At 38.6% G+C, this 20,416-nt stretch carries 22 protein-coding genes; 5 read left to right on the top strand and 17 right to left on the bottom strand.

Annotated elements, in window-relative coordinates; translation table 11 throughout:
- Positions 1-94: 94 nt before the first annotated feature.
- The 9 genes from anfK to BMZ99_RS17590 all read right to left on the bottom strand — a co-directional run bounded on the left by anfK (position 95) and on the right by BMZ99_RS17590 (position 9,352).
- A complete protein-coding gene (anfK, locus tag BMZ99_RS17630; protein WP_090940295.1) occupies positions 95-1,483 on the bottom strand; it encodes a Fe-only nitrogenase subunit beta in 1,389 nt (462 codons plus the stop codon).
- A 67-nt stretch (positions 1,484-1,550) separates the two neighbouring features.
- On the bottom strand, positions 1,551-1,901 hold the full coding sequence (gene anfG / locus BMZ99_RS17625) for a Fe-only nitrogenase subunit delta (RefSeq protein ID WP_090940292.1): 351 nt from the start codon (positions 1,899-1,901) through the stop codon (positions 1,551-1,553).
- A gap of 12 nt (positions 1,902-1,913) precedes the next feature.
- Positions 1,914-3,479 (bottom strand): nitrogenase iron-iron protein, alpha chain, encoded by a 1,566-nt coding sequence (gene anfD, locus BMZ99_RS17620; protein ID WP_090940289.1) that lies wholly within the window; start codon positions 3,477-3,479, stop codon positions 1,914-1,916.
- A gap of 53 nt (positions 3,480-3,532) precedes the next feature.
- Positions 3,533-3,940 (bottom strand): P-II family nitrogen regulator, encoded by a 408-nt coding sequence (locus BMZ99_RS17615; protein ID WP_090940286.1) that lies wholly within the window; start codon positions 3,938-3,940, stop codon positions 3,533-3,535.
- Positions 3,941-3,952: 12 nt separating this feature from the next.
- On the bottom strand, positions 3,953-4,279 hold the full coding sequence (locus BMZ99_RS17610; protein WP_090940284.1) for a P-II family nitrogen regulator: 327 nt from the start codon (positions 4,277-4,279) through the stop codon (positions 3,953-3,955).
- A 35-nt stretch (positions 4,280-4,314) separates the two neighbouring features.
- Entirely contained in the window at positions 4,315-5,142 is an 828-nt protein-coding gene (gene nifH, locus BMZ99_RS17605; protein WP_090940281.1) for a nitrogenase iron protein, read from the bottom strand.
- 365 nt (positions 5,143-5,507) lie between these two features.
- Positions 5,508-6,488: a hypothetical protein gene (locus BMZ99_RS17600; protein WP_090940278.1), complete on the bottom strand. Its 981-nt coding sequence runs from the start codon at positions 6,486-6,488 to the stop codon at positions 5,508-5,510.
- 186 nt (positions 6,489-6,674) lie between these two features.
- A complete protein-coding gene (locus BMZ99_RS17595) occupies positions 6,675-7,865 on the bottom strand; it encodes an aminotransferase class I/II-fold pyridoxal phosphate-dependent enzyme (protein WP_090940274.1) in 1,191 nt (396 codons plus the stop codon).
- Positions 7,866-8,131: 266 nt separating this feature from the next.
- Positions 8,132-9,352 (bottom strand): multidrug effflux MFS transporter, encoded by a 1,221-nt coding sequence (locus BMZ99_RS17590; protein ID WP_090940272.1) that lies wholly within the window; start codon positions 9,350-9,352, stop codon positions 8,132-8,134.
- Between the two features lie 246 nt (positions 9,353-9,598).
- Here BMZ99_RS17590 and BMZ99_RS17585 point away from each other — a divergent pair, with 246 nt between their 5' ends.
- Positions 9,599-10,567 (top strand): cation diffusion facilitator family transporter, encoded by a 969-nt coding sequence (locus tag BMZ99_RS17585; protein WP_090940269.1) that lies wholly within the window; start codon positions 9,599-9,601, stop codon positions 10,565-10,567.
- Positions 10,568-10,994: 427 nt separating this feature from the next.
- Positions 10,995-11,927: a hypothetical protein gene (locus BMZ99_RS17580; RefSeq protein ID WP_090940267.1), complete on the top strand. Its 933-nt coding sequence runs from the start codon at positions 10,995-10,997 to the stop codon at positions 11,925-11,927.
- A 101-nt stretch (positions 11,928-12,028) separates the two neighbouring features.
- Here BMZ99_RS17580 and BMZ99_RS17575 read toward each other — a convergent pair whose 3' ends face one another.
- The 5 genes from BMZ99_RS17575 to fsa all read right to left on the bottom strand — a co-directional run bounded on the left by BMZ99_RS17575 (position 12,029) and on the right by fsa (position 15,203).
- A complete protein-coding gene (locus BMZ99_RS17575) occupies positions 12,029-12,433 on the bottom strand; it encodes a phosphoenolpyruvate-utilizing N-terminal domain-containing protein (protein WP_245755035.1) in 405 nt (134 codons plus the stop codon).
- Positions 12,411-12,674 (bottom strand): HPr family phosphocarrier protein, encoded by a 264-nt coding sequence (locus tag BMZ99_RS17570; protein WP_090940264.1) that lies wholly within the window; start codon positions 12,672-12,674, stop codon positions 12,411-12,413. Before BMZ99_RS17570 ends, BMZ99_RS17575 begins: the two co-directional genes overlap by 23 nt.
- 35 nt (positions 12,675-12,709) lie before the next feature.
- A complete protein-coding gene (locus BMZ99_RS17565; RefSeq protein WP_090940261.1) occupies positions 12,710-13,645 on the bottom strand; it encodes a transketolase family protein in 936 nt (311 codons plus the stop codon).
- 2 nt (positions 13,646-13,647) lie between these two features.
- The gene (locus BMZ99_RS17560) at positions 13,648-14,478 is read right to left on the bottom strand and encodes a transketolase (RefSeq protein WP_090940256.1); all 831 of its coding nucleotides are present in this window, start codon (positions 14,476-14,478) and stop codon (positions 13,648-13,650) included.
- 77 nt (positions 14,479-14,555) lie between these two features.
- A complete protein-coding gene (fsa, locus tag BMZ99_RS17555) occupies positions 14,556-15,203 on the bottom strand; it encodes a fructose-6-phosphate aldolase (protein ID WP_090940253.1) in 648 nt (215 codons plus the stop codon).
- A gap of 334 nt (positions 15,204-15,537) precedes the next feature.
- Between fsa and BMZ99_RS17550 the strand changes: the two genes are divergently transcribed.
- Positions 15,538-16,305, top strand: a complete 768-nt coding sequence (locus BMZ99_RS17550; protein WP_090940250.1) for a DeoR/GlpR family DNA-binding transcription regulator — start codon at positions 15,538-15,540, stop codon at positions 16,303-16,305.
- Between the two features lie 106 nt (positions 16,306-16,411).
- Here BMZ99_RS17550 and BMZ99_RS17545 read toward each other — a convergent pair whose 3' ends face one another.
- Positions 16,412-17,308: a class II fructose-bisphosphate aldolase gene (locus BMZ99_RS17545; RefSeq protein ID WP_175490604.1), complete on the bottom strand. Its 897-nt coding sequence runs from the start codon at positions 17,306-17,308 to the stop codon at positions 16,412-16,414.
- Positions 17,309-17,391: 83 nt separating this feature from the next.
- Positions 17,392-18,432 carry a zinc-dependent dehydrogenase gene (locus BMZ99_RS17540; protein WP_090940244.1) on the bottom strand — a complete coding sequence of 347 codons (1,041 nt, stop codon included), beginning with the start codon at positions 18,430-18,432 and terminating at the stop codon, positions 17,392-17,394.
- 417 nt (positions 18,433-18,849) lie between these two features.
- Here BMZ99_RS17540 and BMZ99_RS17535 point away from each other — a divergent pair, with 417 nt between their 5' ends.
- Positions 18,850-19,302: an RpiB/LacA/LacB family sugar-phosphate isomerase gene (locus tag BMZ99_RS17535; protein ID WP_090940242.1), complete on the top strand. Its 453-nt coding sequence runs from the start codon at positions 18,850-18,852 to the stop codon at positions 19,300-19,302.
- An 88-nt stretch (positions 19,303-19,390) separates the two neighbouring features.
- Positions 19,391-20,071: a transaldolase family protein gene (locus tag BMZ99_RS17530; protein WP_090940239.1), complete on the top strand. Its 681-nt coding sequence runs from the start codon at positions 19,391-19,393 to the stop codon at positions 20,069-20,071.
- A 185-nt stretch (positions 20,072-20,256) separates the two neighbouring features.
- Here BMZ99_RS17530 and BMZ99_RS27610 read toward each other — a convergent pair.
- The coding region (locus BMZ99_RS27610; RefSeq protein WP_175490603.1) for a transposase at positions 20,257-20,416 on the bottom strand (160 nt) is incomplete at its 5' end.

Raw genomic sequence — 20,416 nt, 5'->3', positions numbered from 1 at the left:
CCTGATACAAATCAGGAACTGGCAGAATCTCACAAAATAATGGAGTATATTCTACATTCATTGCTTGTTCAAAATACGATGTCTTACATGTGCCTTACCAAACATTGAGAACCCATTCCTTGTTTTTCTTGTATTCCATGTCGGTAAACAGCGTATTTGCCATTTCTTCCCCCAACCACGTGGCACCTGCGTAGCCGACAACTGGATGGCGATGCAGTCCTGCACGGTCGTAAGTGGGGAAACCTACACGTACCATGGGAATATTGTAATCGATAGAGATAAACCGTCCCTTAGAGTGGCCCAGAATCAGATCCAGTTCAAGTCCTTCGTTCTTAATCCGGTTTTCCAACTCCCACAAATCTGCATTCATAATAACTTCCATCTGAAAGGAAACATTTGCCTGAAGTGCTTTAATACGAGGATCGTCGGGGTAGGACGTATTATCATCACCCAACAGGAGCAACACTGGTTTCATCTCCAGATCAAGACAGAACTCTGCAAGACCAATAACAAGATCAGCATTCCCGTAGATAGCGACTTTCTTATCAGCGAAAAACATATGGGTAAGATCCGTCAGTGCATCAAGAGCAATACCACGCTCCCGAACAAGAGACGCAGGAATTGGTTTGCCGGTCATTTTCTTTACATTTTGAAGAAAGATGTCCGTATTGCGGATGCCGATCGGAGTCGGCCCAATGATAGTCGGAATGTCAAATTCATTTTCAAGGTATTGAGCAGCTTGGCCGCCTTCGTACCTGTTTAGCGCGATCGTCCCCAGGGCATCCGCTGTTTCGGTTAGATCCTCAATTGTCGTATTACCATAGGAGACCGAGTTGCCGTCTGGCATCAGAGGAGAATCAAAGCTTTCGATTTCAAAAAGAACAGTGGCATCTACCTGCATTTCTGATAGAAGATGTTTAATTGCTGTTACATCCCCCGGATTCACCCATCCAGTGAACAGGTTAATTTTCCCGTTTGGTTTATCTTTTTTTGCAAAATGACTTACAATATCCTTTACTGCAACATCGTAGCCGCTCACCATACTCCCCTTAAAACTAGGGGAATGAATGGGAATGAGATGAACCTCCCGACCTGCATATTTTTCTTTTAAAAGCCCGTTATTCAGCTTTAAAACGACGCCATCAATATCATCGCCAATAACTTCCGTTGAACAGGTGGAGATAATGGGTATCACTTTCACATGAGGATACCGCATCAAAAGCACATCTACTGCTTCTTCCACACGATGGGTAGCACCGAACACTGCACCATCCTCATGGAGGGAAGAAGATGCAAGCTCAAAGCTCTCTTTAAAATGCTGAGAGAACAGCAGGCGGACGAACATAACGCAGCCCTGACCTCCATGAACAATCCCAATGCATTCTTTTATTCCTATACTGGCATACTGCGCGCCACAAGGCTGGCATGTTAATATTGGATTGATAACGCCGGCACGCTCTTTATTTTTCACTTCACATTGCATAGAAATACTCCTTCCTTTTCGTTTCATTTTGCGTCCGCCGTGACGGCACAGTTCTTATTTATACACTTTAATAGTGAGGATCGGTGAGCTCTGCATTAAGAGATCCTGTTATCGTTAAATAATCCATACGCTCTTTGAGTCCCTGCATGAGCAGTTTAATTTCCCCTTTGTCTAATGCAGCCAACCAAGAATAATGCTCTTTAAAAGCATCCGCCAAGCATACGGCATCCACCCAATGCACTTTATCCATGGGAGTTTCTTTTTCAACAGGTTCTTCGCATAATATCTGCATGGTTTTAGTCAGGATACCCTCATTTTGCTTTTCTCTGTCCCAAGCACGGGAGTGAAACTGCCACAAACAATTTTTCATAATATAATCTACTAGTTGCTCAACTCTGTCTTTCATCATATCCTCCATAACTATCCTCCCTTACACCACTGAGAGTTTTTTTTGCGCTGGAAAATCGGGATACGTCTTGTTACGCAATGCTGTAATGGTTTCATATTTACCTGTATATTCTCTCAGATCCTTGGAACAAGCTACCTCTTCACTCAAATTTACATCGGAGATCATCTTTTGGGTTAAGAATTTAGTATCGGTAGATATCTCATCTTTGCTGATATCTATGAAGGAAAGCTGATGAATGGGAGAATAAATCCCATTATAGATATCTCTGGCAAACCTGACCCAACCTTCAAAGCCTTTATATGGACCATTATGATACGCATGGGCATTGAGATAGGGAACCCGGAGTTTTTTGGCAACTTCTCCTGGACGCTTCCCGGTGAATATGATGTCAGGTTTTAGCATTTCCATAGCTTCCAGTGCTTCTAATTCATTAGGATCATCAATAGCGAGAGCACCTTCTTCACACCGGGCAATTCCTTTTTCCATATCGCCTTGATGACCAAATTTCGTATACACGGAGACAACTTCAACCCCCATTTCGGCATGGATGGCATGAGCCCAGTGCCAAAGTTTAGAACCACCTGGCCAGAGACATACTTTTTTACCTTTTAAACGCTCTTTGTACCAATCCAGCTCTGGTTTCCATCTGGCGGTTTCTTCATCGATGATAGCCTGAGCCCTGTCCTCGATTCCGAAGAATAATCCAACCTTTCTAAGGGACGATGACAATGCTTCAAAACCAAATCCGTCAATATCAAGCCGAGGCGTCCCATATCGTACTCTAAGCTCATTACAAATATATTCGGCAGAGCGGGCACATTCCAGTACATTAAGGTGGGCTCGGTGCATCGCTCTAAGGTCGTCGTAGGATCCATTACCTGTAAAGGTAGAAAGAACCTGAATACCCATTCTTCTGAAATAGTCCACCATAACTTCCTGATCACCTTGAATGTTATACTCGCCCACATAATTGATAACATACTCACTGGTGATTTTGGGTTCCACATTCCCTACCTTTTGATTGATCCAGGCAATATTAATTTTATGATGCCCTCCTGACTGGCTCGGTCCCCCGAAACCAGGAGCGTTACAAACGAAGATATCAACTTCGGGCATTTCCTCCATCACTTCTGCTGCAACGGCATTGATATCATCACCGATCAGTGCGGAAGCACAAGTTTGATAAAGTGTCATCCGTTTAATATCGGGAAAGGCTTTAAATGCTTCAATAATATTTTGCTTCAGCAATTTTTCGGCACCAAATATAATATGTTTTTCCTTCATATCCGTGGCATAGGTATATTTAAGCTGGAAATTATCATTATCACTGATATAACGTTTGGTCTGCCAAGTATCGTAGGTACATCCCACCGGTCCATGGCTCATATGAATAACATCTTTCATCGGCGTACCGATAACATGTTTTGCTCCACAATAGGCGCAGCCCCGTTCTGAGATTGACCCCGGAATTGTGTTAAGATATCCAAGAGGAAGAGCCGATGTCAAATCCTCACCGGGACCTTTTACAACAGCGTGCTTTTCTCTTTCAGGAATACACTCGCTACATTTAAATTTATGATATGGCATGATTGGTTCCTCCTTCATTTTGATCGCATAATCTTCACAGTGCTGTAATCTTACTATATTGCCGCATCTCCAGATTCCTTCGTTCTAACTCTTACTGCATCAAGCACCGGCAATACAAAGATTTTCCCATCACCAACATTGTAATCCGTCCGGTTGGCTTCAATGATGGCCTTGACAATCTTTGACACATCTTCATCATGGGCTAAAACAGTAAACATCCTGCGAGGGAATAAACGAGTCCCGTCTAAGAATTCGGTTATCAGTTTTTCTGTATTATAATCATCTTTCTGAGCTAAGGCTAATAGGGTTGCTCTACGTTCAGCAATTACAGCTTTGTCCTCAACTAACCTGCCTCGCCCCATGACCTTTAAGGCTGTAAAACCGGCAGCCCCTGCTTGTACCAAAGCTTTTTTGGTAGCACCGACCTTATTGATCCTTACTACAGCTATGATTTCTTTCATAACACCGCCTCCCTATAACCCAGCAACGCCGCTGGAAACGGTATATACTTCATCCGTAGCACTTATAAATATCTTCCCGTCGCCAAAAGCACCTTCTTCACCAGTCTTAGCATGGCGAATAATCACATCTAGTACATCATCTTTATCTTCATCTTGAATGACTAACATAATAAGACTTTTTGGAATTTCATCATATATAATATCGCCAAACTTAATCCCTTTTTGCTTACCACGGCCTACAACATCTACTACAGTAGCAGCATGAAACCCAGCGCTGGAAAGTTCGTCAAGAACCACTTCTTTTTTATCTGGTCTAACAATTGCTCTAACCATAATCATATATGTGTTCTCCCCCTATTTTTTTTGTTAGTCAATTAATCAGCAATACCGTATTTAACAACCATGGCTTCTAATTCATCCATACTGAGAGGTTTAGGAATCACAAAATTCTTATTTTCGATAATCTTGCGTGCCAGTTCTCCATATTCTAATGCTTGGTTACATTCCGCATCATATTCAACAACTGTTTTTTTGTTGAATTCAGCTTTTTGAACAATATTGTCACGAGGTACAAAGTGAATCATTTGTGTGCCGATTGCAGCTGTAAATTCTTCCAAAAATTCTCTTTCTTTATCAACTTTACGGCTATTGCAAATGACTCCGCCAAGACGAACTCCACTTTGTTTTGCATATTTCACAAGACCTTTGCAAATATTATTGGCGGCATAGATGGCCATCATTTCTCCAGAAGCAACGATATATACTTCTTGTGCTTTGCCATCTCGGATCGGCATCGCAAAACCACCACATACAACGTCACCAAGTACATCAAAAAATACAAAGTCTAAATCAGATGTATAAGCTCCATTTTTCTCCATGAGATCAATTGCTGTAATTACACCACGACCAGCGCATCCAACCCCAGGTTCCGGACCACCAGATTCGACGCAACGAATTCCCAAAAATCCATCTTTTACAACTTTATCAGTAGTAATTTTTTCTTCGCCTTCATCACGCAGCATATCCATTAATGTTTTTTGATTCATTCCGCCAAGAATCAGTCGAGTAGAATCAGCCTTTGGATCACAGCCATGGATAAATACTTTTTGATCGTAAAAATGTGCCATTGCTCCTGCAGTGTTTTGCTGCGTAGTAGACTTGCCAATTCCGCCTTTACCATATATTGCAATTTTTCTTGTCATTTTCAAAAACCACCTTTACTTTTTTTATTCTCTTTGTTGAAAAAAGAGGAACAGAGTGTTATACTATTTACGGGTAAATTAAATGAGCCTAGTGCCACTGGGATTAAAAAGTTTGCCTAGCTTCATGGGTACCACGAATACTCATGAAGCATTTTATCGTGTTCTCCTATAAAATCACCCCCTTTAATTAATAATAAAATCATTGGTATACGAAAAATGGGTAAACGAAATAAACCTAGCGCCACTGGAACTTGAATTTCTACTCCCCTTTATAGGTACCACGAATACCATAAAAGGCTTTGCTTTGCTTCATGAGTACCACGAATACTCATGAAGCTTTTATTATTTTTAGGGCTTTCTTAAACTTAATTACATTTGGCTTCCAAAGATATCCTGCCTGTACTCTCTAACTCATCCGTATAACCTAAGAGATCACGCCTTTGATGAAAAGGACAGGAGGCATTATATTTTATCATCCATCGATCAAAAGCTGGCTGAATGATTAATACCGGTACGTCAAGTGCTTCTGCATTACTGAAAAAGTGATCTAAAAAATCTCGCTGAAAACATTGTATGATCCCAAACTCATGCTTAGGCTCTAGCCACTCGATACCCATCGCTACAATACTGTCCTTAATTTTGGCTTCTTCTGCTTCCCAATGATCTCGAGTCGATTTGACAGAATGTAAAATCCCATGAATCTCATAACCTCTGCTGCGATAAAAGGGAACAATTTTTTCTTGCAGCAGCTTTAAACCTATTTCTCCTGAGCAACGGCGACTTATCTTGCCAAAAGCATAGCCATTAAATAAATCAAATACTAAATGAAGATAAAACATTTTATTTAACCTTCGGAAAAAGACACATTCATATACAAGTAATTCACCAGGTCTGTTTGCCAGGAAATTTCGATCGCGAAATGCCGGATTGAGCCTTTCGATAAACTGTACTTGCGTTTTGTCTAACTCTATTTCATTATTAAAATAGAGCCGCATTAACTCCAGACAAACTTCTTCTTTGCTTTCAATACCACATTCTCTGCGCAGATCTCCTAATTCTTTCATTGTCATAGAAATACTGCGCTTATTTAAAAAATTCAATATACGAAAATCATTCCAGAATGGATACTTCAAACAGATCGCCATTAATAGATTTTTACGTTTTTCATCCGCAAATTTATTACTTGTAACAGGAGGGATAGTCTCAGAAACAATAGTAGCCTGCTTTTTTTCAACCCAATACGAATTTCTAGTAAACCCAATTGATCCGTCTGGCGGATCCGCCTCTACATCCCCCATAATCATTAACTGCAATCCTGTCAAAACAAATGTGCTATCATCTGACACTATACTCACCCCCTTATAAAAATAATAGCCGACCGAACGCACACAGGCATTCGGTCGGCACTTCGTTGTACTCTTAACCAAAGACAACTTAAACATCATTAACTTAACTTGTTCTGATTATACATCATGTTTTTATGCATTGCAATACATTTAAGTTAGTTTTATTATTGTTGTTATATTCTGATTTCATCTCTTTTTCTCGGACTCTATATGAACCTGAAACCATTCCTTTATTCTTGCTACTGCTACCATTAATCTCTCTTCAGGCTGTACTAAAGCAATTCTGACAAAGCCCTCCCCGCAGTCACCAAAGGCTTTCCCCGGCACTACTGCTACACCTGTATGATTGAGCAGGTCAACGGCAAAATCAAACGAACTTTGCTTTGTTGGCACCTTAGCCCATATATACATGGACGCTTTTGGACGTTCCACATGCCATCCTATACTGTTGAAACCATCCACAATAATATCACGACGACGCTGATAAGCTGCAGCCGTTTCTCTTACACAATCCTGAGGACCTGTCAACGCAGCAATAGCAGCAAACTGCACAGGCGCAAATATACCATAGTCAAAATTTGATTTTAGACGCCCTAGCAGCGATATAACCTCAGAATTACCAACAACATACGCAATACGACAGCCGCACATGTTATAGCTTTTGGATAGGGAATTAAACTCGATACCGATTTCTTTAGCCCCTGGAATACTTAAAAAACTCTCTGGACGATAATCATCAAAGACCAGTTCACTATAAGCAAAGTCACTACACACCACAAACTCATACCGATGTGCCAATGCCACAACTTTTTCATAAAACTCACGTGTTGCTGTCGCTGCTAATGGATTATTAGGATAATTTAAAATCATTAGTTTGGTACGCTTTAAAATCTCTTCGCTAATCTGGTCTAAATCAGGCAGGTAATTGTTCTCAGAGGTTAAACACATTTTATGCAATTGGGCACCAGCAATGTGTGGACCAGTACTAAAGATAGGGTACCCTGGATCCGGTACAAGCACTACATCTCCTGGGTTAACAAGACAAAGCCCTATATGAGCCAAACCTTCCTGAGAGCCAATTAGAGAGTGAATTTCTGTGCTAGGATCTAATTGCACATTAAATTTTTTATCATACCACTCGGCAATCGCCTGCAAAAGTTCCGGCTTACCTTTTGATAATGTATAACCGTAATTATCGCCGCACTCCACTGCCTGTTTCATGGCTTCTACAATATGAGGTGCCGGAGCCATATCTGGGTTTCCAATAGAAAGTTGAATGATATCCACCCCAGAGGCTGCGGCCTTCTTCTGCAGTACCTCTAGTTGGGAAAAAATTGCTGATGTCAATCCTTCCATGCGCTCAGCTTGCTGAATCATTGACCTTTCATCTCCTCAAATAATTTTGATCATCCCTTAACCTATTAACTCCAATCGTATTCTCATTATACTTATTCAATAATTAACAGGTTTCTACATCTACACACTACACCCCTGCCTATCTGACCAATTTATAATGGCTATTATAAGAATTACTCGGTACATATGCAATAACTCGCGTATTGCTTGTATTATGTCTATGGAAAATAGCCACTTAAAAGAGTAACTCTCTTTTAAGTGGCTAAGCTAACAATATTTATAGAAAGTTATGTACTTCTGACTAGTAAGAAATACGATAACACTGCAGCGCCTTCAGTTATAGCAATCGTAATTCCCATCGGAAGTGCAGTATAACTTCCACCGATGCCAACAATCGGTGCCATCAGTCCTCCAAAAATGAAAGATAAAACTCCAATAAGAGCCGCTGCGCTGCCTGCCGCTTTTGCCTGATCCTGCATCGCTAAAGAAAAACTGCTTGTGCCAACAATTCCAACACTCGAAACTACTACAAATAAAGGAAGTAAAACCGAGTAAAGCCCTCCACCGATTACTATCATGATCAGCAGCAAAATTCCTCCTATGAAGGAAAGAGATAACCCCGTAACCAAAAGCTTCTTCTCGGGAATACGTCCAGCTAATCGCCCTGTAATTTGTCCAGCAATAATAATACCAATGCTGTTAATTCCAAAGAGAAGACTAAACATTTGAGGTGACACTCCAAAGATATTTTGCAAAATAAAAGGTGAACCAGAGATATAAGCAAACATTCCAGCCATTACAAACCCCTGTCCTAATGCATATCCCATAAATGTTCGGTTTTTTATTAATTCGCGAAAGGTAAGAACCGTATTCTTTAGCCCCCCTTTTGAACGGCGGCTTAAGGGCAGAGTTTCTTTCAAGCCAAAAAGTATAGCCAATAGCATGACCACTCCTACAGCAAATAGCACTAAAAAAATTCCCCGCCATGAGGCGACCTGCAAAACCTGCCCACCTAAGATTGGTGCCATAATAGGAGCTGCCCCATTCACTAACATAAGCAGAGAAAAAAACCTTGTCATTTCCGATCCTGAATAAAGATCTCTTACAATGGCTCGTGAGATAACAATTCCAGCTGATCCTGCTAACCCTTGAATAAAACGCATCGCGATAAACATCCAAATCGTAGTAGCAAACATACATAACAAGGACGAGACAACATATATACATAATCCAACTAACAGCGGCCTTCTGCGGCCTAATACATCACTAAGAGGTCCTACAAATAATTGACCCAAGGCAATTCCCAGTAAACACGCCGTTAAACTCAACTGCGCTAAAGAAGTACTGGAATTTAGTTCAATAACCAAATTCGGCAGAGCCGGTAAATACATGTCAATGGATAATGGCCCAAATGAAGCCAGCGCTCCTAAGAGGAAAGCAATCCATAAGACAGAGGATTTTCCCTTATCTTTTATTACACTCTCTTGATCTTGTGAGTTACAATTCATTTTATCAATCCTTTTTTACAGTATAGGTAAGCAAAATAAAAATAACAAAAAGCACTATTCCTCTTTACGACAAATAGTGCCTGCACTTTTACTAATGTCTAACAGCAATTTATGATCTTTTCCTTATTGTAAAGAGAAATGGGATATCCGTCAAGAAGCGCCATCCTACTTTGTGATATAATGTAAATAAAAGTCATCGGCAAAAGTAAAAAATGGAAACTTTAATACTACACAAGGAGACATTATATGGGTCAATATCATGGACATAGTCATGAAGGACCTCTTCATGGAAAAAACAACCGTACTGCTCTCATAATATCATTAATTATCACTGCAAGTATTATGGTATTTGAATTTCTAGGAGGATTGTTTACAAATAGCCTCGCCTTGCTCTCTGACGCAGGACACATGCTAAGTGACACGACCTCACTAGGATTGAGTCTGTTTGCAATGATTTTTGCGCTTAAGCCACCTTCACCGCAAAAGACCTATGGGTTTTATCGGTTTGAAATACTAGCTGCTTTCTTCAATGGTTTGACCTTATTTCTGATTGCCAGCTTGATTATTTGGGAGGCCTACGGGCGTTTTTTCGCACCTCCATCAATCAATAGTCCTTACATGATTTCCATTGCTGCGTTTGGCCTGATCGCCAACTTATTAAGTGCTCTTGTACTGCTGAAAAAAGGTGATATGAGTAATAGCATTAATCTTCGCAGTGCATATCTCCACATTCTAGGTGATGCCCTCGGTTCTGTCGGAGCCATAATTGCAGGAGTATTGATGTATTACTTCTCTTGGTATACAGCTGATCCTATCATCAGCGTTATTGTTGCATTGTTAATTCTAAAAAGTGCATGGAATATCATTAATGAATCGGTGAACATCTTGCTAGAAGGAACGCCCCCTACAATCAATTGGCTGGAAGTAAGAGAGTCCTTACGATGTATTGATGGTGTTCAAGACGTCCACGACTTGCACATCTGGACAATTACTTCAGGCCGTGACTCACTAACCTGCCATCTGTTAATTGAAGTGAATAAAGATGCCCAAATTATTCTGCGAGAGGCAATTAACATTATCCGGGATCAGTTTCAAATTAACCATACCACGATCCAAATTGAAATAGCAGACTTTAATCATGAAACATGTCTGCAAACCGCCTTCCCCTCCGCCCACAGACTTGATGACAACCAAAAAGATTCCTCATTGGTATGAAGCATGTTCAGAATATGAATTCTCAAAAACACCTCTTATGGTAGATGAAACAAACTACTATAAGAGGTTTAATTATGCTTACAAAAAAAGGGAGCCTCACATTTTTTTTGAATGTACAAGCCAAAGCTTCCATATCAGCTCAATTTATAACGAAATGAATTATTTGATAAATTCCTTCTTCATTACGTTACATCAATACAATCAATAAAAATAATTGGCATTATACATAAAACGTCTAGAAATACCAGCCATGAAAATCGATCTAAAATACTTCATAATTATATTCTCTCTGTTTTTCAATAACTATTTCTGTTCGATTAATAAATAAAATTTAAATCTTAATACATGTAATCTAGTTTAAATTTCCATGAATTTTGATTCTGGATTTTTGGAAGACTAAAAATAAAATCAAAGGAGGAGGATACGTATGGAAAGAAAATCATCTAAACGAAAAATGCTCCGTGGAAAATATAAAAAGTATGCTGCCGCCTTAGCAGGCGCTGCTATCATGACAGGTGCTGCAGGTACTGCTCTTCCTGCTACCACCTTTGCAGCAGAAAATCCTAATATTCATCCCATAAAAATAGAACAGACAGCAACAGATACTTCTAAAGCAAGTGCTAGCTATGATACCAAGTATAATGATAGTTCCCGTTACAGCACAAGATCTAACAGTGGTTCCAGCTATGACACTCGATATAATGGCAGCAGTAATCATAATGTTACTAGAGCAGACAACAATGCCACTTACGCTCCCAGACATAATACCAGTGCCAGCTATGATACCCGATATAACAGTGGTTCTAGTTATGATACTAGATATAACAATGGTTCTAGTTATGACACCCGTTATAATGGTGATGGTCATAAAAATACGACTACAAGAGGAACTTACGCCAGTGCTAGCTATGACACCCGCTATGATGGCAATAATGGCAGTAAGTATGATACTAGATTTCACAACAGAGACGGTAAATATGACACCCGGTATAACAATCGAAATGGCTGGCATAGGCACAATCATAGCTGGCCTAGCTCTAATGATAACCGGGCATTGTATAAAGATGGTCAAATCTATTATAGCAATGACGGCAATCGCTATTATGACAGTTATGACTATGCTAATTACCAAACCAGCCCTATAACTGTTGCTAAAGATTTGGCATCTAGGTATGGATTTGATGCAAACCGCGATTCTTTTACACTTCTTTCTCAATCAAGTAATCGTGCCACAGTTCAAGTTGTAAAACAAAACACCAATCAAACTTTTAGAATCGATCTCGTTAGAAACCAAGATGGTTGGAATATTACTGGAGTTCGTGGAACAGGCAATGTAAATTATGCCTCAACGTATCGTTAATAATAAACATCTTCTCCTTTACTATTTTTCAAAATAGTTATACTGAAATAGCTAGAAACCTTTAATAAGGTTTCTAGCTATTTCAGTAAAATGATTTAAAATTAACTCTCAGGTCTCTGCAAATGATGTAATAAACGATTGCCAATCTCTTCAATATTTACTGCACGTTGCAGCATATAATCATTTTCGAGAAGAATTAGCATGGATATAATTTCATCTACAGTATGTTCCACAGCAGTTTCTGCACTAGCAAAATTCTGATTAATAAAAGTCACAATAGAATTGCTCAAGGATCGAGCACTCACTAATTCCTTATAAACAGCTAAAACTTCTGCCTCGCTATCTTTTCCATTTAACTGCTGCAAAATGGTAATTTCTGCTTCAGCCGCCTGCTGTGCCGCTAAGAATCGGTTCTTTTCTTTTGCGTTTTGACTCATAATACTTCCTGAGGCAATGGTAATTCCATCTCCTCCAGCTAAGCCATCACTCTTCACCAAATTTATCATCCACAATTTTCTTCAATGCAGCACCTGCATCAGCAGCATCAGACCCATCAATTTTGAGTGTGATTGTATCTCCTTGTTTTATACTTAATCCCATAAGATTAATCAGACTTTTACCATTAGCCTGCTTATTTTCTTTTACAATCGTTATACTGGACTTAAATGTTGAACATTTTTGAGCAAACATAGCCGCAGGTCTTGCATGTAGTCCTGCCTTATTTTTAATTTGCAAAGTGAGCTCCATTTTTATAATTCCTCTCCTTTTCAAAAAATAATAATCTATGCTTTTCTAGCAATAACTTTCTTAACAGCCGATATCACATCATCCACCGTAAGTCCATACTTTTTCAAAAGATCTTTTGGAATACCTGATTCACCGAAAGTATCACATACTCCAACACGTTCCATTGGTACAGGACAATTTTCTACTAACACTTCTGCTACCGCACTGGAGAGCCCTCCAATAATGCTGTGCTCCTCACAAGTAACAATGGCCCCTGTCTGCTTTGCTGCATTTACAATTGCCTCTTTATCAATCGGCTTTATTGTATGAATATTTAATACTTTAACATTGCAGCCTTCTGCTCGCAGCTGTTCAGCAGCTTCTTTAGCAATATGAACCATAATTCCTGTTGCTACAATTGTTGCATCTGTCCCTTCGACTAAGCAAACAGCTTTTCCATGTTCAAATTTATACTCTTCTGTAAATAAATCAGGTACTGCCATACGCCCTAAGCGAATATATACGGGTCCATCATACTCAGCAGCAAATCGTATTGCTTGGTGAGTTTCAATACCATCAGCAGGTACTAAAACCGTCATATTGGGAATACTGCGCATTAAGGAAATATCTTCAATCGACTGGTGGGATGCCCCATCTTCTCCGACTGTTAAACCTGCATGAGTGGCTGCAATTTTAACATTCAATTTCGGATAACAAATCGAATTGCGTATTTGTTCATAAGCACGCCCGCTGGCAAACATAGCAAATGTTGAGATAAATGGAATTTTCCCTGCTGCTGCCAACCCTGCAGCAACCCCAGCTAAATTCTGCTCTGCAATGCCAACGTTAAAAAAGCGTTCAGGATAACTCTTAGCAAATACGCAGGTTTTCGTTGATTTGGATAAATCCGCATCTAGCACTACAATATCAGAGCAAAGGCCACCCATTTTTTCCAGTGCCTCACCGTAGGCCTCTCGTGTAGCTTTTGCCATTTCTATAGCCCTCCCCTTGACAGTTCAAATAAAAACTCTTCACATTCACTAATCGTTGGAGCTTTCCCATGCCATTCTGCTACATTCTCCATCTTTCTGATACATTTTCCCTTAATGGTAGTAGCGATAATTGCAGTCGGCTTATCTTGAAATGCTTTGCCACTTTGAACAGCACAATGAATTTCTTGGATGTCATGACCATTAATTTCAAGAACATTCCAGCCAAAGGCGCGCCATTTTTCAGGAATAGGCAAAGGTGAGAGTACTTCAGAAATTGATCCGTCAATTTGGAGACCGTTAAAATCAATAAAAATGGTAAGATTATTCAGCTTGTAATGCGCTGCAAACATAGCCGCTTCCCAGATTTGCCCTTCTTCTAGTTCGCCATCTCCCAGCAATGCAAAGACACGGTAAGCATTGCCATCGATTTTACCTGCTAAAGCCATTCCAGCTGCAGCACTCAGTCCTTGTCCCAAAGAACCTGTAGACATGTCCACTCCAGGTATTCCTTTCATATCAGGATGTCCTTGCAGGCGGCTATTGATCTTACGCAAGGTTAATAACTCATCCGTAGAAAAGAAACCTCTTTCTGCTAGCGTAGCATATAATACAGGTGCCGCATGTCCTTTACTTAATACAAATCGATCCCGATTAGGGTCCTTACTATTTGAAGGATCAATATTCATCTCTTTAAAATATAAATAGGTCAGAATTTCTACTGCCGATAGGGAACCGCCCGGATGGCCCGATTGTGCTTGTGTAATCATACGAACAATATTTTTACGAATATTCCATGTTTTCTCCGTCAAACTATCAATTACTTCAATATTCACTCTATTTTTAATACCTCCCAAGTATCGCAATATTGAGATACGGCCAATTAAGGCCGCATTGCTCCTTTGGCCTGTAATTATTTATTTTTAACTTTTTCCCAATCAGCTAAAAATTGGCTAATACCTGCGTCAGTTAAGGGATGTTTAGCCATCTGTTCAATTACACTATAAGGCATTGTACCAATATGAGCACCCGCTAAGGCTGCTTGCGTGGCATGGCGCACCGTGCGAATACTTGCAGCAATAATTTCTGTTTTAAAACCATAAATCTTAAAAATAGCAGCAATTTCTTCAACCACTTTTAAACCATCTTCATTAATATCTTCTAAACGTCCGATGAAAGGGCTCACATAGCTGGCGCCTGCAGATGCAGCTAACAAGGCTTGATTGGAAGAGAAGATCAATGTAACATTTGTTTTAATACCTTTTGCTGATAATTGCTTAACTGCTTTTAAACCTTCAATTGTCATAGGAATTTTAATAACAATATTAGGATTTAATGCAGCTAACGGCAATGCTTCTTCCACCATTTTATCTGCTTCGAGGCTAATTACTTCAGCACTAATAGGCCCATCGACAATCGCGCATATCTCTTGTACAACCTCTTGAAAATTACGTCCTTCTTTTGCTATTAAGGAAGGATTGGTAGTAACTCCGCGAATAACTCCCAGATCATTTGCTTTAGCAATGTCACTAACATTTGCTGTATCAATAAATATTTTCATCAAAATCTCCCCTTTTACATAATTTTAATAAGAGTTAAGATACACATTAAAATGTAATTTCTTATTTTCATTTTATCACCAGTTTTCATTTTGTCAATCATTTTATTATTTTTATATTTCTTTTGTTGTCGTTTATTGTTTCTTTTTCTTTTTATTTTTTATTATTTCTTCTTTTAATAAATCTGGTATTGATTGTTTTCTTGGTTTTTGCTATGATAGCTATAATTGTAAATATACAACTTTTAGGGGATTCACCTTTAGCCATGATCATCGGCTAGATTATATATATTTTGCTTATAACGTAAACTTGATAAGCGATCAACAAGGAGAAACTATGTTTTTAATTGAAAGAAGAAAAAAAATTCTCGAATTCCTTAGTAGCCAAGGAAAAGCTACAGTAAAAGAATTGTCATCATTTTCGGGCGTTACAGAGGTAACTCTGCGCAACGACTTGAAAACAATGGAAGAAGAAGGTCTCATTAAACGGTTTCACGGTGGTGCTATTATCTCCGAACAAGTTGATCCTGAAAACTTTTTTTCGGTGCGAGAGCAAAAAAATCAAAACCAAAAATCAGACATTGCCAAAAGAGCAGCTGAGTTGGTTACCAATGGACAATGTATTCTTTTAGATGGAAGTTCCACTATACGCGAATTTGCTAAACTATTAAAAACCATGCCAGTACGATTAACAGTAATTACGAATGGCATCTATACAGCCCTCGAACTGCGAGATAATCCTTTAATAACAGTAATTCTGCTTGGGGGAGTTATCCGAGTTGGCTCAACAGCACTTGAGGGAACATTAGGAACCAACATCTTAAATCAGCTTAAAATTGATATCATGTTTACCTCAGCCAGCGGTTTTACGATTAAGGATGGACTGATGGATTTCAATGTATATGAGGTAGACCTGAAAAAACGAATGGTTGAGTCTTCAGCCAAATTGGTTACTCTCATGGATTCCAGTAAATTCGATACTTCTTCTCTGGCTTCATTTGCTGCTACTGAGCAGATGGATATTCTTATTACCGATAACAATGCACCAGCAGAAATAATTGCACAATTACGAAATATGAATATTGATGTTCTAATTGGCGAGTAATGCTGTAATAACAAAAACACTATTTGTTCTTTATGACAAATAGTGTTTTTTGTTATTGCAATTTTTCAATATCTTCAAATATGGTTTCATTTCTCAAATGATTTCGCTACGCGAAGCCCTTCTCATCGTCAGCTTCAATCATTTGGAACCTTCTTACATACTGCACATCCCCAGCACGGCCAACACATTCAAATATTTCAAAATAATGCTCTAAACACTGTATGATAGCTTCTTCTCCTATAATGCCTAAATCAGCATAGTTTAAATTTTTCTGTTGTTTTTGGACCTCACTAGCTGCCTTATTCATAAGATCTGTACAAATATTCACTTTACTTATGCCAGACTTGACCGCCTTATATAGTAAGTCGTCCCCTGTCCCAGATCCGCCGTGCAAAACTAACGGAACATCAACCATCTTAGCAATTTCAATAAGCCTATCAAAATCTAACCTAGGTATGCCATTATATTCTCCATGAGCAGTACCAATCGCTACAGCTAAGGAATCAATCCCCGTTCTATCAACAAAATCCTTAGCTTGTTTAGGATTTGTAAAAAAATCTGCATTACTGTCATTATACTCAAGACCAATTCCGACATGCCCCAGCTCTGCTTCCACTGTAACATTGCAAGCATGCCCAAGCTTTACAATTTCTGAGGTTATTTTAACATTTTCTTCATAAGGTAAACCCGATGCATCAATCATTACAGAAGTAAATCCGGATCTAATTGCTTTAACTATGGTCTCATAAGACATACCATGGTCTAAATGCAACGCTAGCGGCGTTTGCATTTTACTTGCATATAAAGATGCTAATTGGGCTAATTCTTCTGGACTGATATATTTAAAATGTATTTCCGCTAAGCCAACTATAATAGGGCATGTGCAGTTCTGACTGGCGCGAATAATCGCTCTTAAACTTTGTAAATCCCATGCATTTGCCTGAGCGATACCATATTTATATTTTTTTGCCATTGCAAGCATCTGACTAGTATTCACTAACATATACATACCTCCACGTACGTCAAGATAGCAATTATAGCACGATTCAAATAATAATGAATAAGAATGATCGTATATCAGTATTTTTATAATTCTACTACAATTTTTAATCCTTCTCCTTTTTTCACCATACCAAATCCTTCAATCAGCTGTTCCACTGGTAAAACATTGGTAATGATTTTCTTCCCATCTACGATATTCTTAGCCAACAACTGATAAGCTGTCATATGCTGAGGTATCGTTGATGCATAGGCTCCATAAACAGATATTTCTTTATAGTGAACAAGATTCATATCTAAAGGATTTATAGCATGATCTTTGGGCAAACCTGCAAATAAGCTAAGTCTTCCGCCTTTCTTTAAAACTTGCAGACCTTGTGACTGCGCAATTGGAACTGAACAAGCAGTAATTGCGACATCGACCCCCTTGCCATTAGTTAGAGACATTACCTCTTGAATAAGATCTACTTTTTTTGAATTAATAAGATAATCTGCTCCACATTTTCCCGCAAGTTCCAGCCGATCCTGCTCTACATCTGCAAGAACAATTTTTGCTGCCCCCTTTGCTTTAGCCAAGGCCACATGCATAGCACCAATTGCCCCTGCCCCAATGACTAAAACTTCATCGCCGATGCCAATCTGCAAATGCTCTTGACCATTAATAACGCAAGATAAAGGTTCTGTAAGAGTAGCATCCACCAGATCAGCAGTATCATCCAGTTTTATCACATTTCCTCGATTTACACCTTGAGCAGGTATTTTTATATATTCAGCAAAACCACCATCAAGAGAATAGCCAAACAATAATACTTCTTCACAAAGATTGCTCTTACCCTGCAAACAGTAATGACATTTCCCGCAAGTCATTTGAGGAACTACCAGCACCTTGTCTCCAACATGATATCCCTCTACTTCACTCCCAATATTTTCTATGATTCCAGTCAATTCGTGGCCCGTAATCCTTGGAGGAGTTACATTAGCCTGACCAAAATTATAAATCCTTACATCAGTTCCACAAATTGCACAATATTTTACTCGGATAAGAATATCCCCCTTGTCGATATTAGGTATTTCTCGATTCTCAAATTTTACATTTTGCGGACCATAAAATACTGCTGCTTTCATCATGCTTAACATCTCCCATCCTTTTTATTTTTCGATTTTTACCCCTATTTTTTCTTTAAATCTATTTTAATTATAGCACTTTTTTGTTTCTTTTTCTTTCTTTTTATTATTTTTAATAATTTTTTTCTTATTATTAGCTGTAAAATTTGATTAATACCTATTGACGATCATTCTGTTTTTTCATATAATAAAACCAAAAGAAAGAAATAACTAATAAGTCGAAAGAAAACGTAAATTACAGAATATAGACAGAGATAAAATGTTTTTCTTTTATTTCTTTTTTAGAACTGCATAATATGATTGTCTAAAGAAATGAAGTGATATAAAAATCACTTTCAAATAATTCAAAATTTTCAAAGAAAGGAGTTATTCTCGAAAAGACAATCTCGATAAAAATAATTAATTTATGAGGTGAAAGTAATGAAAATTGCAATTGGTTGTGACAATGCTGCTTTTGAATTAAAAAATATCCTTAAAAAATATATGGAAGAACTAGGACATGAAGTAAAAGATTTCGGAATTCCTTCTACAGATGATTCAACCTTTTATCCTAATATTGCTGAAACAGTAGCTGAAAGCGTTAAAAAAGGCGAATCCGTTAGAGGTATGCTGCTATGTGGAACAGGTATTGGAATGTGCATTACTGCTAATAAAGTCCCTGGTATTTATGCAGCCTTATGTCATGATACATTTTCTGCTGAAAGGTCCATTAAAAGCAACAATGCTCAAATCATCACAATGGGAGCTAGAGTCATCGGTCCAGAACTAGCTAAAGTGATTACCAAGACCTGGCTTTCCTCCGAGTTCACGCCTGGCTCTTCGACTCCAAAAATTAATTTAGTGGCTGATATTGACAAGAAATATAGAGGCTAGTATCTTTATAGTGTTATAAATCGTTTCTAGCGAGGAGCATCAAAAGCTCCTCGTTGTATTTTATATTATATTTCAGGAGGTATGTCTAATGAAAATCTTACTAGATACTGCCGATATTGATTTTATAAAAAAAGCTAATGACACCTACGTCATAGACGGCGTTACAACGAACCCTAGTATTCTATCAAAACAAAAGATACACTATATCGATGTTTTACAAGAAATACGTTCTATTTTAGGTGATAAAAAAACCTTGCATGCGCAAGTGATCAATCAAGATGCCGAACAAATTATCAAAGAAGCGGAGTTCTTGCATACTACTTTTCAAGGGAACATCTATGTAAAAATCCCTGTTATTCCCGAAGGTTACAAAGCAATGAAATACCTTACAGAACGAAACATTAAAGTCACCGCTACAGCAGTATTCACTCCCCAACAGGCATTAATGGCAGCTAAAGCAGGAGCCAGCTATGTTGCTCCCTATGTAAATCGCATTGATAACATTTCTGGCAATGGAGTAAACGTAGTAGCTGATATTGTTACCATCTTTCAAACGTATCAATTACAGACCCAGGTCCTAGCTGCAAGCTTTAAAAATACAGAGCAAATTCAAAAAATTTGCTTAGCTGGAACCCAAGCAGTAACGGTCAATGAAGATGTTTTTAGCAAATTATTCTGTCATCCATTAACAGATTGGAGTGTGAATACGTTTACGGAAGATTGGCAAAAAACGTATGGTCAAAAGATTATGAGTGATTTTTCTATCTAACTGCTTCTTTAGATAGAAGGAGCTGTCTCAAAATAGGTTTTTAAAACCTATTTGAGATAGCTCTTTCTTTGTATCCCTAACCGAATAGGGTATTTTCTCTTTTTTGCGAATTAAGTGGAGTAAAGTAGGCATAGCAAAGCTAGAGGAGCATTATGCCCCTCATAAATTGCTGTGCCTGCAACCTTTTAGGCGGTCTTTTTTTCGTGTAGCATTTTTCCGCACCGTTGTTGCTGTATTTTGTTATGTAGTTTATTTAAGTTATAGCCCATCGCCAAGAACAAGAATTCAGTCCTAACGCTTTGCTTGCCACGCAGCAAGAATCTTCTAAATCGATGGTTTTCTTTC

The organism is Pelosinus propionicus DSM 13327, assembly GCF_900114615.1.
Taxonomy (GTDB): domain Bacteria; phylum Bacillota; class Negativicutes; order DSM-13327; family DSM-13327; genus Pelosinus; species Pelosinus propionicus.
The sequence above is the reverse complement of the archived record's forward strand: the minus strand, read 5'-3'. Positions and strand labels throughout refer to the sequence as shown.

Coding starts and splice junctions, on each gene's coding strand:
- BMZ99_RS17570 (WP_090940264.1), bottom strand. CDS start 12,674: ATGGAGCTCACTTTGCAAATTAAAAATAAGGCAGGACTACATGCAAGA.
- anfD (WP_090940289.1), bottom strand. CDS start 3,479: ATGCCATATCATAAATTTAAATGTAGCGAGTGTATTCCTGAAAGAGAA.
- BMZ99_RS17540 (WP_090940244.1), bottom strand. CDS start 18,432: ATGATGAAAGCAGCAGTATTTTATGGTCCGCAAAATGTAAAATTTGAG.
- BMZ99_RS17530 (WP_090940239.1), top strand. CDS start 19,391: ATGAAAATCTTACTAGATACTGCCGATATTGATTTTATAAAAAAAGCT.
- fsa (WP_090940253.1), bottom strand. CDS start 15,203: ATGAAAATATTTATTGATACAGCAAATGTTAGTGACATTGCTAAAGCA.
- BMZ99_RS17585 (WP_090940269.1), top strand. CDS start 9,599: ATGGGTCAATATCATGGACATAGTCATGAAGGACCTCTTCATGGAAAA.
- BMZ99_RS17575 (WP_245755035.1), bottom strand. CDS start 12,433: ATGATAAATTTGGTGAAGAGTGATGGCTTAGCTGGAGGAGATGGAATT.
- BMZ99_RS17545 (WP_175490604.1), bottom strand. CDS start 17,308: ATGTTAGTGAATACTAGTCAGATGCTTGCAATGGCAAAAAAATATAAA.
- BMZ99_RS17580 (WP_090940267.1), top strand. CDS start 10,995: ATGGAAAGAAAATCATCTAAACGAAAAATGCTCCGTGGAAAATATAAA.
- anfK (WP_090940295.1), bottom strand. CDS start 1,483: ATGCAATGTGAAGTGAAAAATAAAGAGCGTGCCGGCGTTATCAATCCA.
- BMZ99_RS17535 (WP_090940242.1), top strand. CDS start 18,850: ATGAAAATTGCAATTGGTTGTGACAATGCTGCTTTTGAATTAAAAAAT.
- BMZ99_RS17550 (WP_090940250.1), top strand. CDS start 15,538: ATGTTTTTAATTGAAAGAAGAAAAAAAATTCTCGAATTCCTTAGTAGC.
- BMZ99_RS17595 (WP_090940274.1), bottom strand. CDS start 7,865: ATGATTCAGCAAGCTGAGCGCATGGAAGGATTGACATCAGCAATTTTT.
- BMZ99_RS17590 (WP_090940272.1), bottom strand. CDS start 9,352: ATGAATTGTAACTCACAAGATCAAGAGAGTGTAATAAAAGATAAGGGA.
- anfG (WP_090940292.1), bottom strand. CDS start 1,901: ATGGAGGATATGATGAAAGACAGAGTTGAGCAACTAGTAGATTATATT.
- nifH (WP_090940281.1), bottom strand. CDS start 5,142: ATGACAAGAAAAATTGCAATATATGGTAAAGGCGGAATTGGCAAGTCT.
- BMZ99_RS17615 (WP_090940286.1), bottom strand. CDS start 3,940: ATGAAAGAAATCATAGCTGTAGTAAGGATCAATAAGGTCGGTGCTACC.
- BMZ99_RS17610 (WP_090940284.1), bottom strand. CDS start 4,279: ATGATTATGGTTAGAGCAATTGTTAGACCAGATAAAAAAGAAGTGGTT.
- BMZ99_RS17565 (WP_090940261.1), bottom strand. CDS start 13,645: ATGGCAAAAGCTACACGAGAGGCCTACGGTGAGGCACTGGAAAAAATG.